Below are 16545 nucleotides of genomic sequence, written 5' to 3' on the forward strand. Positions count from 1 at the left end.
TGGGTTTTTTGTTTATATTAACTTCGAATTTGCTTGCACCCCATACGAAATCGGATCATCCAAACCTCAACGCAGAACTTCCGCCACCCTCGCTCAGACCTGATTATTTTCTCCAGAATTCCGGTACAAATAAAATAACAATGGAAAATATCTGCACTCGACCCAACAGCATTGCAAAGATACAAACACCCGTTTGAATATCGCTCAGACTGGAATAGTTGGTCGCAGGCCCCACCTGATTGAGGCCGGGTCCTGCGTTATTAAAACAGGCAATAATGGCCGAAAAGGCGCTTATGAAATCCATGCCGCTCAACAGTAGCATGAATACCAAAATAACGATGCTGATGAAATACAGAAAAATAAACCCGGTCACGGAAGCTATGATTTTATTGTTCACCATGGTGTCGCCTATTTTCATGGATCGAACTGCAAAAGGATGAATAAACTTGAACAGCTCAAGCCTCGCCTGCTTCATCAGGATGATGGTGCGAATCATACGAATACCACCACCGGTGGAACCGGAAGACGCCGAAATACAACTTAAAAACAGCATCCACATCGGCACAAAAATAGGCCACTGGTTAAAGTCCTGAGTAGCAAAGCCGCAATCGGTAGCGATGGTGACCAGATTAAACGTTGCATGGCGTAATGCGGTCAAATAGTCCGAATAGGTGCCTGCATGCCACAGCACCGCAGCCGTTACTAGGCAACTCCCTAACACCAGAATAAGAAAAGCTCGCGCCTCCCGGTCATCGATATAAGGATTGAATGATAATTTTCTAAGCGCTACAAAATGGGTCGCAAAATTGATCGCCGCCAGCAATTGGAAGACGGTTAACACCATCTCAATGGACAGCGAATTAAAAAAGCCGACATTAAGGTCATGGGTAGAAAACCCGCCTAGACTCATCGCTGCAAAGGCATGGCAGATCGCATCGAACCACTCCATGCCCGCTAAGCGCAAGGCAAGAATACAGGCCAGAGTAATGCCCGCATAAACCAACCATAAAGCTTTCGCGGTTTGCGCTATGCGTGGCGGCAAATCCGATTCCTTGACCGTTCCCGGCGATTCCGCAATATACAACTGCATGCCGCCGATGCCCAGAATGGGCAAAATAGCGACCGCAAATATAATGATACCCATACCCGCTATCCAGTTCAATTCATGCCGCCACAGGTTGATCGACATCGGCAAGTGGTCAATACCGCTAAATATGGTCGCTCCAGTGGTAGTCAGGCCGGAAACAGTCTCAAAATAAGCATCGATAAAACTCAATTCCGGCAGGTAGCTCATCAGCGGTATCGTGCAAAATACCGGCGTTACTGACCAAGTAATTGCCACCATCAAAAAACCTGTCTGCCTTGATACTTTTTTGGGGATGCGTAGCGTCGGAATAAACATCAATGCACCCAACAACAAGGTAATCAAAGTACCATCATAAAAAGCAGTAGTGGCACCATCATCAGCTATCGCGGAAGTCAACCAGCAAGTAGCCATCAAGCCGCTGAATCCTATGGTGACTAAACCGAAAATATTGATGATAGTAAAAATGACATTCATGAGATTAGATTCAAGGCGAAAGGTTCAAGACTTAAAGGCGAAGGCTAAGATTTTTTTTCGCCCGCTCTTAATTAAAGAGGCTGGAATTTTTTCTCGATGTTTACGACCAGCTTTTTATCCATTACAAACATGACTACATGATCGCCTTCTTCAAATACTGTGTCGCAATGAATGGCAATAACCTGTTTGTTGCGTATTAATGCACCCATCACAATGCCTTCAGGGAAGCTGATAGCATCCACCCGGCGTCCAACAACAGAATTCAAATCGTTACTTTGGTGCGCAATAGCCTCGATAGCCTCGGCAGTACCACCGCAAAGGGAACTGACTTGTGCTACGTCGCCACGGCGTACGTGCTTTAGAATACTGCCAAGCGTTTCCTGATTGGGCAGCACTGCGACATCGATACCCGTTCCAGGTAATAGCTTGCTGTACGAAACATGATTGAGCAAACAGATAGCTTTTCGCGCCCCCAAGCTTTTTGCCAAAGACGCGGAAACAATATTGACACCGTCATTTTCGGTAATCGCACAAAACAAGTCGGTACTGTCGATAGATTCGTCAAGCAGCAATGTTTCATCAGCACAATCGCCAAGAAGCACCACAGTATGATCAAGATCGTTGGCTATCTTATGCGCGCGTCTGGGATCTTTTTCAATAATTTTCACCTGATGATCGCTTTCCAGCGCTAGCGCCAAGCGTTTGCCGACATGACCGCCCCCAGCAATGATAATCCGCTTTAACGGAGCCTCCAGCTTGTTCAATTCTTTCAATACCCCTCGTACTTCTTCGCGCGGGGCTACAAAAAAAACTTCATCACCTGTTTCGATAACGGCTTCACCGCTTATTACCAACGGAATGCCTTGCCGAAAAATAGCCACTACGCGAATTTTACCGCTGACCAAGCGTTCTTTCAGGGTTTTAATTTCTTTGCCCGTTAACGAACCGTCCGCCACGACCTTGACCGAAAAAAGCCGTACCAGTCCATCGGCAAAATCGGAAATATGTTGAACACCGGGAAACTCGATTAAATTACGGATAGCTTCCATGACGATTTGCTCTGGGCTGATCACAATATCCACTGGAATACCGTTCAAGCCGAACAATTGCGCGTTGTTCAGGTAATCGACGGCGCGAACCCGCGCAATCGTTTTCGGCCGGCTATACAGCGCATTAATAATCACACATGCCAACATGTTAGTCTCGTCGCTGTCGGTAACCGCGATAATAATATCGGCAGTCCGGGCGCCAGCCTGATCGAGCACTTTAGGATGTGCAGCATTACCGGCGACTGTGGCAATATCGAAACGCTCCTTCAAAGCGTCCAGCAACTCCGTCCTGAAATCAACGACCACAATATCGTTTTCTTCGCTTGCCAGCGCCCCGGCAACCGATGAACCGGTAACACCGGCACCAAGAATAAGTATTTTCATTTACGCCCTGCGGATATTAAAAAATTCGCCAACATAACATTGCCAACTCATGCCGTAATGTGTCATTTACATTCCGGCCAACACCTTTGCCACCGTTTCGCCCATGGCCGCCGGTGTTGGACAGATGGTAACTCCCAATTCTTTCAATACAGCTACTTTTTCTGCGGCACTTTCACCGGCCGACGAAATAATCGCACCGGCATGTCCCATGCGACGACCTTCCGGCGCAGTTAAACCGGCTATATAGGCAACTACCGGTTTACTCATGTGTTTTTTGGCAAAAATACCCGCTTCAACTTCTTGGGGTCCTCCAATTTCACCAATCATAACGACTACTTTGGTTTCCGGATCGGCTTCAAATTTTTCCAGAATATCGCGATGTGAACTGCCGTTAATAGGATCGCCGCCGATGCCGACGGAAGTTGAAATGCCGATACCCAAACGTTTCATCTGGTCAGCCGCTTCATAACCCAGAGTGCCAGAACGCCCGACGATACCGACATTGCCTTGCATGTAAATATGTCCCGGCATAATGCCCAGCATCGCACGTCCCGGGCTGATAGTGCCCGCGCAGTTGGGACCTGTCAGGATCATTCTTTGCTCTACAGGAAAACGGCGCAGAAAGTTTTTAACCGTCATCATGTCCTGAGTCGGAATACCGTCGGTAATCGCCACGCAATATTTAATGCCTGCATCGGCTGCTTCCATAATGGAATCGGCGGCAAACGCAGGAGGAACGAAAATAATACTGGCTTCCGCTCCAACTTCGCGTACAGCTTCTTTTACAGTATTAAAAACCGGCAAACCTAAATGGGTTTGACCGCCTTTGCCGGGAGTGATGCCGCCGACTACGTTAGAGCCGTAGTTAATCATGTCTTGGGCATGGAAGCTGCCGATTTTTCCGGTAAAGCCTTGAACAATAATGCGGGTTGTTTCGTCAATTAAAATAGCCATATTTATGCTCCCTGTACCGCTTCATTGCGTGCTTGCACCGCTTTTTCAGCCGCTTCGGCCAAGGTTTCGGCGGTAATAATAGGCAAGCCGCTTTCTGCGATAATACGACGGCCTTCTTCTACGTTAGTGCCTGACAATCTGACAATTAGCGGTATTTTCATATCGATTTTTTTGACTGCCTCAACAACGCCTTCGGCAATCCAGTCGCAACGATTGATACCAGCAAAAATATTAACCAGCATGGCTTTTACGTTCTTATCAGCCAATACCAGCCGAAAAGCTTTTTCGGTACGTTCAGCCGATGCACCGCCGCCAACATCAAGAAAATTGGCAGGCTCTCCGCCAGCCAGTTTAATCATGTCCATGGTAGCCATCGCCAAACCCGCACCGTTAATCATACAGCCAATGTCTCCGTCCAGGCCGACATAACTTAAGCCACGGTCGGCGGCAGCCATTTCACGGGGATCTTCCTGGGTTTTATCGCGCAACTCGGAAATTTTTTGCTGACGGAATAACGCGTTGTCATCAAAGCCCATTTTGGCATCCAGTGCAACCAACCCGTTACTACGGGTAACCACCAACGGGTTAATTTCCAGCATGCTGGCGTCAAGTTCGCGCAGGGCACGATAACAACCTCTGATGGTTTTAACCGCGTGGCTCAACAATTCAGGATCAAGACCCAATGCAAAAGCCATTTCACGCGCTTGATAGTCTTGCAGACCCACTGCGGGTTCAATGTAAATTTTGGTAATAGCGTCGGGATTGTTTTCGGCCAGTTCCTCGATTTCCATGCCGCCTTGAGCTGAACCGACCATCACAATGCGCTCTGTGCTGCGGTCAACCAAAAAACAGAAATACATTTCCTTGGCAATATCGGTTCCGGCTTCAACATACAATCTGCCACATACTTTACCTGCAGGGCCGGTTTGATGAGTAATCAGTCTTTTGCCTAATAAAGCTCCTGCCGCCGCTTCAACTTCATCGTGTGTTTTGCAGATTTTAATGCCGCCCGCTTTACCACGCGCACCGGAATGAATTTGCGCTTTTACCGCCCAAATATGTCCGCCAATATCTCTAGCGCGTTGCACCGCTTCTTCCGGGCTGTAGGCCATACCGCCTTCGGCGATTTTAACGCCATAACCGCTTAAAATTTCTTTCGCCTGATACTCATGAATATCCACAGCTTCTCCTTATATGTTGCGTAAGTCGGGGTACGCTAAGCTAACCCAACCTACAAGACTATTGATTTTTTGCTGCTATAGCTTCGGCAGCCCTGACTACATTATTCGCCATTTTTTCCGATGCAGCATCAATTAAACGGCCATCTAATGCCGCAGCGCCTTTACCTTGCGCTGCCGCTTCTTTCAAAGCTGCCAATATGCGTTTTGCTTTTTCAACTTCAGACGCGGGCGGGGTGAATATTTCATTGGCTAATTCGACTTGCGACGGATGTATCGCCCATTTACCTTCACAGCCCAAAGCCGCCGCCCGTCTTGCGGCTAATTTATAACCTTCGGGATCTTTAATATCGCCAAAAGGCCCATCGATAGGACGCAAGCCGTAGGCGCGGCACGCAACCGTCATCCGGCTGATCGCAAAATGCCATTGGTCGCCGGGATAATCGGGATTTAAACCGCCGATATTCGTAGTTCTGGCACGGTTACTTGCTGCGTAATCGGCTACACCGAAATGCAAGGCCTCAAGACGGCCCGATGCGCCATTGCGGGCAATGTCTTCAACATTAGCCATACCCAATGCAGTTTCAATCAAAGCCTCAATACCGATTTTGTTTTTCAGCCCCTGCTGCATTTCCAGCTGGTTAAGCATCGCTTCGACCATATAAACATCGGCATAAACACCGACTTTAGGAATCAAAATCGTGTCGATCTTTGCGCCGCATTGTTCGACCAGATCCACCACGTCGCGCACCATGTACTGGGTATCCAGGCCGTTGATACGAACTGAAACGGTTACGCCATGCCCTTTCCAGTCCAAGTCGTTAATCGCCTCAATAATGTTCTTTCTGGCTTGTAACTTGTCATCGGGAGCTACAGCATCCTCAAGATCCAGAAAAATAAAATCAGCGCCACTTCTCATCGCTTTTTCGAACATTTCAGGGCTGGAGCCCGGAACAGCTAATTCACAGCGTTGAACACGTTGAACTGATGCTGAATATAAGGTGTGGCTCATTTTTACTTTCCTAATTTCATTGTTGTAAATCCGGTCGGGTAGCGTAACCCGATGTTTTTCGGCTGCCGTTACCCGTACCAGAAATGCTAGGTAAACCAAGACCACATAGCTTAAGCCGAACTTAAAATTAACCGCACATTTTACTTCGAGAGACTTCAAAGTCAATTTTTAAAGCTTCCGCTCCTCGGCAACTGCTCCCTGCGTTGCTCTACCTCCTGCATCCATGCAGTCGTGCTCACGCCCCTTACCTACATCCCTGTAGGCACCGCGTGTTTTTCGGTTTAAACCTCAATCCGACCTTGCCGATTTTCAGCGGCTATGTCATTATTATTGGTTTTTGGACATTGGCTTTTTCAATATTCAAGCCGCGTTAATCACTCAACTACTATTTTTAAAGAGGCAATGCAATGGCTGGTCGTAACCACCTATATATCCCAGGCCCTACCAATGTGCCAAATGAAGTCCTGAACGCTATGCATGTCAACATGGAGGACCATCGTTCTCCTGTGTTCCCTAAGCTACTGACACCTCTTTTACAAGATCTGAAAAAAATCTTTAGAACAGAAGACGGGCAAGCCTTTATTTTTCCTGCGACCGGTACCGCAGGCTGGGAAGTCGCATTGACCAACACCTTGAATCCGGGCGACAAAGTTTTAATCTATCGCTTTGGCCAATTCAGCCATTTATGGGCCGAAATGGCTAAACGCCTGGGCTTCGATGTTGAAATTCATCAGGAAGTCTGGGGCAGAGGCATTCCACTGGATAAATTGGAAGCCCGCTTAAAAGAAGACACCAACCACGAAATCAAGGCCGTTTTAGCAACACACAATGAAACCGCTACCGGCGTTACCAGCGATATTGGCGGTGTTCGTAAAGCCATGAATGCAGCAAACCATCCGGCATTATTATTCGTAGACGGCGTCAGCTCTATTGCCAGCCTTGATTTCCGTATGGACGAATGGGGCATTGACGGCGCAATCAGCGGCTCGCAAAAAGGTTTTATGATGCCTGCCGGCGGCGCATTTTTGGCATTCAGCCAAAAAGCCTTAAAAGCCGTTGAAACGTCAACCTACCCGCGTTGCTTCCTGGACTTAAAAGACCAGATGAATTCCAACAAAGACGGCTACACACCTTATACTCCGGCGCTGCCTATTTTATACGGCTTACGTAAAGCGTTAGACTTATTGTTGGATGAAGGCCTGGAGAATGTTTATGCTCGTCATCACCGTTTGGCCGAAGGCGTTCGTAAAGCTGTTGCTGCGTGGGGATTAACCATCTGCGCCCAACCCGGTTTCGAGTCAAACACCGTAACTGCGATTGTTGTCCCTGCCGACAAAGACGCCAGAGACGTGATCAGCACCGCTTTTAGCCGATACGACATCTCTTTAGGCGCCGGCTTATCCGAACTGGCCGGTAAAGCTTTCCGTATCGGTCATGTCGGCGATATGAACGACGTTTCTATGTTGGGCTGTATCGCGGGCGTTGAAATGGCGATGTTGGACAATGGCTTTGACATCAAACCGGGTTCCGGCGTTGCTGCGGCGATTGAATACTATCGTTCAACTGCAAATTAAACGATAACAAATAGAACGCGGATGACGCAGATGAATATGATGAACGCAGATAATTCAAGAAAAATCTTATTTAATCATAATTATCAGCGTCATCAGCGTTCCATTACAAATTCAATAAATGCTGAATCCTTTACTTAGCGGCATTGCCCTTATGAGGATACCCCATGAACAAACCCAAAGTTTTTGTTACCCGCAAATGGCCCGCCTCAGTCGAAGCAAAACTCCAAACTCTTTACGACGTCACTTTAAACAAAGATGACCGGCCGTTAAGCGCAGACGAATTCAAATCTGCACTGCAAAATTACGACGCCGTTTGTCCTACCGTTTGCGACTCATTCCCCGCCGATGTTATCAATGTCGAAAACAAACGCTGCAAAATCCTCGGTAATTTCGGTGTAGGCTACAACCATATCGATATTAGTGCCGCCAAAGCGCAGGGTTTAGTTGTGACCAACACACCCGGCGTGTTGACGCACAGCACCGCCGATATTGCGATGACCTTGCTGTTAATGTCCGCACGCCGCGGCGCAGAAGGCGACCGCTTGGTTCGCAGCAAACAATGGAAAGGCTGGTGCCCAACACAGATGCTGAGCAGTGACGTAACCGGTGCAACCTTGGGCCTGATCGGCTTCGGCCGTATCGCACAAGCCATGGCAAGAAAAGCCCATCACGGCTTTGGCATGAAAATCGTCTATTTCAAGCCCAGCCCTGCCGAAGAATACGTCGTCGACGACCTTAACGCCACCCGTTGCGAATCTATAGAAGAACTGCTGAAAATAGCCGATTATGTTTCGCTGCACTGCCCCGGCGGCGATGCAACCCGGCATTTAATCAATGCTGAAATGATTAACCTGATGAAGCCGTCCGCGCATTTAATCAACACCGCCCGGGGCGATGTTGTTGATAGCGTCGCGTTAATTGACGCGCTTAAGAACAAAAGAATTGCCGGGGCAGGTCTTGATGTTTATGAAGGAGAGCCTAATGTACACGAAGGCTTCCTGACGTTGGATAATGTATCGCTGCTGCCGCATTTGGGAAGCGCCACATTAGGGACACGTACCGCAATGGGTGAAAAAGTTTTAGCCAACCTATCCGCATTTTTTGCCGGAGCTCCTCTCCCTGATCGGATTATTTAAAACCGAACCAAAGAATTTATAGCGCGGGTCCCCATGCCTGCATCCAGACCTAACATAACTTTTTATAGTCAATTTCGTCGAGTGGATTAGCACATGATGAATTAATTTTTATTGATTACTCACTTCCATAACAATCACATCAATTCCGTTTTCCCTTAATCGACCCCGAATGGTGCTGACGCTGGTCATCTGAGTGTAAGGCCCCATTTTAACTCGATTCCAGACTACAGAACCGACTTTTGCTTTCTCAACTTTGGATTCAATCCCCATTAAGGCCAGCTTGGCTCTTAAGCTGTCGGCATCTTTGAAGTCTTTGAACGATCCGGCCTGCAAAATATAACTGGCGGTTTTTGCCTGCCCAACTCTTTCTTCCCGAGTGCGCGTGTTAATTTCGTAATCCGGCACGATAACTTCTTTTTCAGGCAGAATGGTATAAAAATCGAATTGCGGCAGCACCGGCCCCGGTTCGGGCTTTTTCTCCTGCACCGGCTCTTCAACTTTTGCCGCTTCCGGTTTAACCGGTACAACCTGCTGAGGAGTTACTTGTTTAGATCCGGAACTAGCCAAATAAACTAAAAACACGACGAACGAGATAATCAATGCTGTAATCAGCATCCATCGCCACAAACCAACACTTTTCGAGTTTTGCCTGTATGACGAGGTATTCTTATTCTGCGTTCTGTGTTTGTAGTCTTTAGCCATGTTACATTGCTTCAGGAGTGTTGATATTCAGCAAGCCTAAGCCGTTCGCCAATACCTGTTTCACACCACAAATCAGATTGAGTCTTGCATTACGGGTTTTTGCATCTTCAACAAGAAATTGATGTGCGTTGTAATAAGTATGAAACTCGGTTGCCAATTCACGCAGATATTGAATTAGCTGATGCGGCTCGTATTGCAATGCGGCACGTTCCAGCGTTTCAGGATAGCGCGCCAGCGTTCCCAGCAAATTAGCCTCGTGCTCTTCGGTCAATAGCGTCAGGTTTGCCATGCCCATCAGCAAATCGCGTTCCAAGTTTTTTTCATCCAATTGCCGCAATACGCTGCATACCCTCGCGTAGGCATATTGCACATAAAATACCGGATTCTCGTTGGATCTGGAGGTCGCCAGTTTTAGGTCGAAATCCATATGTTGTTCCGATCTGCGCATCACATAAAAGAAGCGTGCTGCATCTTTACCGACTTCATTGCGCAATTGCCGTAAGGTGACAAATTCGCCGGAACGAGTCGACATTTGCACTTTTTCTTCGCCGCGATACAGCGAGGCAAACTGCACCAGCAATACTTTTAGCTTGGACTCGTCAGCACCCAAGGCCTGAATAGCCGCTCTGACCCGAGGAATATAGCCGTGATGATCGGCACCCCAAATGTTAATGATCCGGTCAAAACCACGATCCAGCTTGTTCATGTGGTAGGCAATATCGGATGCAAAATAGGTGGACTGACCATTATCGCGTACTACCACTCGGTCTTTCTCGTCGCCTAAATCGGCGCAGGCAAACCAGGTCGCGCCATCCTTTTCATAAAGGTGACCGCCGGCACGTAAGCGCTCCAGGGCTTTTTCCACTGAACCGTCATCCATCAACTGGCGTTCTGAAAACCATTCCTGATAGTCAACGCCAAACTCGCTCAAGTCCAGCTTGATGTCTTCCAAAATGCTGTTCAGGCCTATTTGAAAGAAGTCCTCATATAACGGCGCACCCAGCAAGGTTTTAGCGCGGGCTATCAGCGCATCGATATGTTCTTCCTTGTCGCCGCCCGCCGGTTCATCGGGCGGTATGTCTTCAAACACCAATTCTACCGGTCTGCGGTATTCATTATTGGCATTTCTATAGATGTCGCCGGCAATTTCGCGCACATATTCGCCCCGATAACCATTACTGGGAAAATGCACAACTTCTCCACAATCTTCCAAGTATCTCAGCCAGATACTGGTCGCGAGTATATCCATCTGCCGTCCGGCATCATTGACATAATACTCGCGATGCACATCAAAGCCGACTGCCTGTAATAAGTCGGCGACTACAGAGCCGTAGGCGGCTCCGCGCCCATGACCGACATGCAACGGGCCGGTAGGGTTGGCGGAAACAAACTCGACCTGGACTTTTTTACCCGCGCCGACATTACTTAAGCCAAATTCCCGACCTTGGTCGTGAATTTGCCTGATAATCTGGTATTGGGAGTCGAGACCGATAAAAAAATTGATGAAGCCCGGTCCTGCCAGCTCAACTTTAATAATTGATGGGTCTTTAGGCAGAGCCGTAATCAGTTTTTCAGCCAGTTGGCGCGGGTTTATCTTTGTCGGTTTTGCCAGTATTAATGCCAGATTCGAAGCAAAATCGCCGTGTTGAGGGTCACGGGTTCGATCGATACTAATGTTCGGGGTAATTTCCTGAGTGAGAACGCCGTCTGATTTGAGCGTTTCAACGGCTTGCAGGATAAGTTCCTCTATCTTTTTTTTCATTGCTTCACTGCGTAGGTTAGATCAAGTAAATAGGCGTGCATTATCCATTAAAATCATTCGATTATCCATTCAAACAATATCAATGCCCATTCATGGGGCAGCACCAGGAGGTCAACGCGGCCTTTTGCCTGCGCTGCTCGTTAACGAAATAGATCGTGAGCGATGTGAAGAAGATAATGCACCAAAAAGGCGCACCGTCGGCAAGGAGCGGACCGACCAGATATTGCTCCTGTATTTCCCACATCCATGCGGGTTACACAAGAGCAATTGCGGACTTAAAAGTTGTGTTTATAACGCATAAATCTTGCCAAGGAATGGATGAGCTTATTTTTTAGTAAAATACATATAAGTTCCGTACTTATTGTCTTTAAGCACCATAGCCGTATCGGTTTTTTCCACTAATGAATAAACATCGAATTTACCCGCTCTGCCAAGTATGCTGACTTTTAAATTGCCGTCTTCAACAATATAGTCAACTGCCGGTGCATCATAGGGGTTTCCTCTGACTTGAGGAATATCTTTTTGAGTGAGTTGATTGTTGCTAAACACCCAGGTCATGCCCATAGGCTTTTTTTCGGAATCTTCCGGCGATTTTTTTGTATATTCCAAAAACCAACTACCGATGAGATCCTTATCGGAACTCAGGGTATCGGCAAATACAGCTAAGCTTGACAATCCAAACAACAAAGATAATGCAAGTAATAATTTTATTTTTTTCATCATTTTTCCTAGGTTAAAAAACTGGATATATAAACTACGGTTTCACTATAGCAATGCTATTGTACAAGAAACTCAGTTGGGCAGTATTTAACTTTATCTTTATAGGGTTTCTCCGGCAATACGATTTTGCAGGTTTATTAAAAAGGTAAGGCAATATCGGGTTTGACCTTTTTCATCAACCGCCTGAATTGCTCCTGAATATTACTCATTGCCGCTTCCGTGTCGGCCTCAAAACGAATAACCAGTGACGGTGTTGTGTTTGATGCTCGCACCAATCCCCAGCCGTTCGGGAAGTCGACACGCATACCGTCTATATCGGTGATTTTGCCGTCGGTAAAGTTTGCTGCTGCAAACATGCTATCTATAAAGGTGAAGTTTTCACCTTCTTCCAGCGTAACATTTAATTCCGGCGTATTAATGCTATCCGGAAAGTCGGCAAATACATCGGCGCTGCTACGCGAGTCTCTGGACAGTATTTCAATCAAACGCGCAGCCGAATACAAGGCGTCATCAAAGCCGAACCAACGATCATTAAAGAAAATGTGCCCGCTCATTTCACCGGCCAGTTTGGCGCCGGTTTCTTTAAGTTTTGCCTTCATCAGTGAATGCCCGGTTTTCCACATGGTCGGCCTGCCGCCGTATTTTGTGATCTGATCGGGAAGATGACGGGTACATTTCACATCGTAAATAATTTCCGATCCGGGTTTGGCAGCCAGCACATCTTTGGCAAACAGCATCATTTGCCTGTCCGGCCAGATGATTTTGCCGTTTGAGTCGACGACGCCCAAACGATCGCCATCGCCATCGAAAGCGATGCCAATGTCGGCTTTGTAATGTTTGACCGTTGCAATTAATTCAGTCAAGTTTTTGGGATTGCTGGGATCCGGATGATGATTAGGGAAACTGCCGTCGATGTCGCAGAACAACTCTCTCACTTCACAGCCCAGGGTTTTCAGCAACATTGGCCCCAGCTCTCCGGCAACGCCATTACCACAATCCAGCACAATACTCATCGGTCTGGCGATATGTATATCCTCGGAAATAATACCTATATATTCATTGCTGAATTGGCTGTTCTGTTCGATACTGCCGGGTGTGCCCGTTGCGTAAGCCTGATTGTCGATACAGGTTTTAAGCTGCCGGATTCTTTCGCCGGCCAGAGTTTCGCCGTTGATGACCATTTTCAGCCCGTTATAATCGGCAGGGTTATGGCTACCGGTAATCATCACGCCGGACCGTCCTTCGGTGTGCCGTGCCACAAAATAAAGCACCGGTGTAGGCACCATGCCGATATCCAGCACATTGACTCCGGTTGCGATAATCCCTTTGGCAAGAGCGTCCGCCAAGGCAGGGCTGGAGGTTCTTCCATCTTGGCCGACCACCACTGTTCTACAGTCATGCTCTTTAGCCTGGGTACCCAATGCACGGCCAATATCGTAAACCACCTCTTTAGTCAGCGTTTTGCCGACGATTCCCCGGATATCGTAAGCCCTGAAAATAATGCCTGAATCGGCTGTTTTTTTCTCGGCAATTGCTCCATGCATTGCTCTCGATTGCTGTTCCCGACGCAATTCTACCTCCCCAGTCCTTGGGGTCGTACCTCCTACATCCATGTAGTCGACAGAAAGAGGCATATCAAAAGAGTCCGGCACCGTTTTTTCAATTATTTCAGGTTCACTCAATGCAATGGCCGGTTTATTAATAGGGTTTCCTCCGGTTTGCATATCTACAACCGTTGCAGTCTTGAACTTATGATCCTGATATTTGGCTGTTTCTTCCATTATTGGTGTATCCATATAATCGTTAGATTCATCGAAAAAACTATCCATTTCAAAAGCAAAAGTATTATTGCCAACAGCTATATCATCGTCCTGATTGTCCATAACCCGCTTAAACTGCGCCAAAGTTGAAATAACGGTATTCATTTCAGTTAACTTAACGGGGTAAGTGCCTTGTAGTTTATGAGTCAACATGTCCTTACAGGCTTTCAGCACGCTGCCCATATCTTGAGTCAGCAAACTTGAAAGCTTCCGGTATCCCATAAAAAAACCCAACATCGCCAGCGATGCTGAAAGCAAAATTATGCCTAAGATGATGGATAAGTCAGCCAAACTTGCTGTACCGGCAGGCCGGTAATGCAACTCCCAGCCGGTGTTGGCTACGTTTGTTTTTTGCGCATCGTCTCCAGGCTGTGCGTCGACCGATTGGCCGGCAGAACCTAGCACCAGCTCTGCTTGTTTCAACTCAAGATGCCCGTCTTTCAATCCCGCCGCTTGTACTGTTTTGCTGATAAAACCATAGTTTAAGCTGGCAAGAATAACCCCGACTACTTGATCGTTTTGCATAATTCTGCGAGTTATCGCCAAATGCCTGTCAGGCCCATTATCGCCTTGTACTGCCGGCAGTTGGGCTTTGGCAAATGTTTCCCGGACCATATCCAAATCGGCATAACCCATTTTAGGTACGCTTTTGTCATCAAGCTCGCTGATGCCAGGCAATAACAGCCTGACCTTCAATATATCGGGTAAGTGTTTTTCAAGCTTTGCTGCCATCGTGGTTAATTGGGCTGCGTCTCCACTGGTAACCGCAGCCAATACCTCGGGATCCTGTGCCATTTTTTCCAGCATGTTGGTCAGCAGATTTACTTGCGCGCTTATGCCTAATGCAACGCTTTGTGCAACAGCCGCCGCTGAATCCTGCTTCGATTGCGCGATTTGAGCTGCGCTAATCAAATAAACACCGGCGCCGGCAGTCAGAATCATTAAAACAGCAAGCGCTGACACTAGAGAAAATAGTCGAACCATATTTATGCCCCTAAAAGAAAAACAGCTTAATGACGACCTGTATGACCAAAGCCGCCGAAACCGCGCAAACTTTGATCAAACTCGGCGACTTGTTCAAATTCCACCTGCGCCACCGGCACAAAAACCATTTGTGCGATGCGCTCCCCGATGTTAATTGTAAAAGCGGTATCCCCCCGGTTCCAGCAGGAGATAAAAACCTGTCCCTGATAGTCTGAATCGATCAGCCCGACCAGGTTGCCCAATACAATGCCGTGCTTATGACCCAATCCGGATCTGGGCAATAAAACGGCAGCTAACTGATGGTCATTAATATAGATAGCCAGACCGGTTGGAATTAATAGTGTTTCTCCCGGCTTTAACTCGACCGGCTCATCCAGGCAGGCGCGCAAATCCAAGCCCGCCGAACCTGATGTTGCATATTCAGGTAACGGAATGTCTTTGCCTAAACGGCTATCCAGAATTTTAAGCTGTATTTTTGTTGCACCTTTCATGTTCCATTCTCTCTGCGATTAAGCTGATTAGTTGCTCGGCTAAGTGATTTTTATCAGTCATTGGCAAGCTTTTTTGGCCGTTTTTCCAGAAAACCTGCAATGCATTTTGCTCGCTATCAAAGCCTCCCTGATCGCGTCCTACCCAGTTTGCGGCAATCATATCCAGATTCTTGCGCGTCAATTTGTCTTGGGCATGTTGTTCAAGATCATGGGTTTCTGCGGCAAAGCCGACCGTGAACGGTCGTTTAGTGAGTTGTGCAACTTCCGCCAGAATATCTCTGGTTTTTTGCAGCGTTAGCGTGGATTGTTCGGCCTGTTTTTTTATTTTTTCTTGTTCCATCTGCACGGGACTATAATCGGCAACAGCGGCCGCACCGATGTAAATATCATATTCCGCGGCTTTGGATATAACCGCCGCATGCATTTGCGCGGCTGTTTCCACGCTTATAATATCTGCGTTATCAGGCGCGGCCAGCGCCACCGGACCGCTCACCAACGTGACTTTTGCGCCTGCTTTTAATGCGGCGTTGGCAAGCGCATAGCCCATTTTTCCTGAACTGCGATTGGTGATGTAGCGTACCGGATCCAGCGGTTCGCGGGTGGGTCCGGCACTGATTAAAACCTTAAGCCCTTTTAAACACTGAGCGGCCGGCTCACTCATTAAACGTCTGCAAATTTCGTCAGGCTCCGACATCCTGCCGAATCCGGTTTCACCGCAAGCCTGATCGCCCGTTTCGGGGCCGATAATAGTAACGCCGTGTCTTTTAAGTTTTTGAATATTTTCCTGAGTAATAGCCTTATGCCACATGGCTTGGTTCATGGCCGGAGCAACGTAGACGGGACAGGTTGTAGCCAGATACAGCGTTGATAATAGGTCGTCAGCCAAACCATGACTGCATTTTGCAATCGTATTGGCTGTTGCCGGGGCAATAATCAATGCATCAGCCCAGCGCGCCAGATTGATATGCCCCATCGCATACTCTTGATTCTCATCAAGCAATTCGCTATGCACCGGATTGCCGGACAGCGCCTGAAAAGTCAGAGGGCTGACAAACTGCATGGCTGAGCGGGTCATTACCACTCGCACTTCAGCGCCTTGTTTTCGCAACAACCTGACCAGTTCAGCCGACTTATACGCAGCAATTCCCCCGCTGACGGCCAATAAAATATGCTTGTTAATAATTATGCCCGGAAACTTTAACAAAGCCGGTATTATGG

13 protein-coding genes are annotated in these 16545 nt (G+C 47.7%); 2 read left to right on the forward strand and 11 right to left on the reverse strand.

Going from position 1 to position 16545, the window contains the following annotated elements; translation table 11 throughout:
- Positions 1 to 103: 103 nt before the first annotated feature.
- The 5 genes from EPO18_RS06505 to EPO18_RS06525 all read right to left on the reverse strand — a co-directional run bounded on the left by EPO18_RS06505 (position 104) and on the right by EPO18_RS06525 (position 6138).
- Positions 104 to 1561: a TrkH family potassium uptake protein gene (locus EPO18_RS06505; RefSeq protein ID WP_292432217.1), complete on the reverse strand. Its 1458-nt coding sequence runs from the start codon at positions 1559 to 1561 to the stop codon at positions 104 to 106.
- Positions 1562 to 1632: 71 nt separating this feature from the next.
- On the reverse strand, positions 1633 to 2994 hold the full coding sequence (trkA, locus tag EPO18_RS06510; protein ID WP_292432219.1) for a Trk system potassium transporter TrkA: 1362 nt from the start codon (positions 2992 to 2994) through the stop codon (positions 1633 to 1635).
- Between the two features lie 66 nt (positions 2995 to 3060).
- The gene (gene sucD, locus EPO18_RS06515; protein ID WP_292432222.1) at positions 3061 to 3948 is read right to left on the reverse strand and encodes a succinate--CoA ligase subunit alpha; all 888 of its coding nucleotides are present in this window, start codon (positions 3946 to 3948) and stop codon (positions 3061 to 3063) included.
- Positions 3949 to 3950: 2 nt separating this feature from the next.
- Positions 3951 to 5129 (reverse strand): malate--CoA ligase subunit beta, encoded by a 1179-nt coding sequence (locus EPO18_RS06520; RefSeq protein ID WP_292432225.1) that lies wholly within the window; start codon positions 5127 to 5129, stop codon positions 3951 to 3953.
- 58 nt (positions 5130 to 5187) lie between these two features.
- Entirely contained in the window at positions 5188 to 6138 is a 951-nt protein-coding gene (locus EPO18_RS06525; RefSeq protein WP_292432276.1) for an HpcH/HpaI aldolase/citrate lyase family protein, read from the reverse strand.
- 407 nt (positions 6139 to 6545) lie between these two features.
- Between EPO18_RS06525 and EPO18_RS06530 the strand changes: the two genes are divergently transcribed.
- Together EPO18_RS06530 and EPO18_RS06535 are read left to right on the forward strand one after the other, a co-directional pair.
- Complete coding sequence (locus EPO18_RS06530) at positions 6546 to 7712, forward strand: aminotransferase class V-fold PLP-dependent enzyme (RefSeq protein ID WP_292432229.1); 1167 nt, start codon at positions 6546 to 6548, stop codon at positions 7710 to 7712.
- Positions 7713 to 7876: 164 nt separating this feature from the next.
- On the forward strand, positions 7877 to 8848 hold the full coding sequence (locus EPO18_RS06535) for a 2-hydroxyacid dehydrogenase (RefSeq protein ID WP_292432232.1): 972 nt from the start codon (positions 7877 to 7879) through the stop codon (positions 8846 to 8848).
- A 108-nt stretch (positions 8849 to 8956) separates the two neighbouring features.
- Here EPO18_RS06535 and EPO18_RS06540 read toward each other — a convergent pair whose 3' ends face one another.
- From EPO18_RS06540 to coaBC, 6 genes are all read right to left on the reverse strand, one after another.
- A complete protein-coding gene (locus EPO18_RS06540) occupies positions 8957 to 9550 on the reverse strand; it encodes an SPOR domain-containing protein (RefSeq protein ID WP_292432235.1) in 594 nt (197 codons plus the stop codon).
- A 1-nt stretch (position 9551) separates the two neighbouring features.
- Positions 9552 to 11312 (reverse strand): arginine--tRNA ligase, encoded by a 1761-nt coding sequence (argS, locus tag EPO18_RS06545; RefSeq protein ID WP_292432237.1) that lies wholly within the window; start codon positions 11310 to 11312, stop codon positions 9552 to 9554.
- Between the two features lie 324 nt (positions 11313 to 11636).
- Complete coding sequence (locus tag EPO18_RS06550) at positions 11637 to 12032, reverse strand: hypothetical protein (protein ID WP_292432240.1); 396 nt, start codon at positions 12030 to 12032, stop codon at positions 11637 to 11639.
- 137 nt (positions 12033 to 12169) lie between these two features.
- On the reverse strand, positions 12170 to 14836 hold the full coding sequence (locus tag EPO18_RS06555; protein ID WP_292432243.1) for a phosphomannomutase/phosphoglucomutase: 2667 nt from the start codon (positions 14834 to 14836) through the stop codon (positions 12170 to 12172).
- Positions 14837 to 14862: 26 nt separating this feature from the next.
- The gene (gene dut / locus EPO18_RS06560) at positions 14863 to 15327 is read right to left on the reverse strand and encodes a dUTP diphosphatase (protein WP_292432246.1); all 465 of its coding nucleotides are present in this window, start codon (positions 15325 to 15327) and stop codon (positions 14863 to 14865) included.
- Complete coding sequence (coaBC, locus tag EPO18_RS06565; RefSeq protein ID WP_472850878.1) at positions 15299 to 16543, reverse strand: bifunctional phosphopantothenoylcysteine decarboxylase/phosphopantothenate--cysteine ligase CoaBC; 1245 nt, start codon at positions 16541 to 16543, stop codon at positions 15299 to 15301. Before coaBC ends, dut begins: the two co-directional genes overlap by 29 nt.
- Between the last annotated feature and the right edge of the window lie 2 nt (positions 16544 to 16545).

The sequence above is a fragment of the Methylobacter sp. genome (assembly GCF_004322395.1).
GTDB lineage: Bacteria > Pseudomonadota > Gammaproteobacteria > Methylococcales > Methylomonadaceae > Methylobacter_A.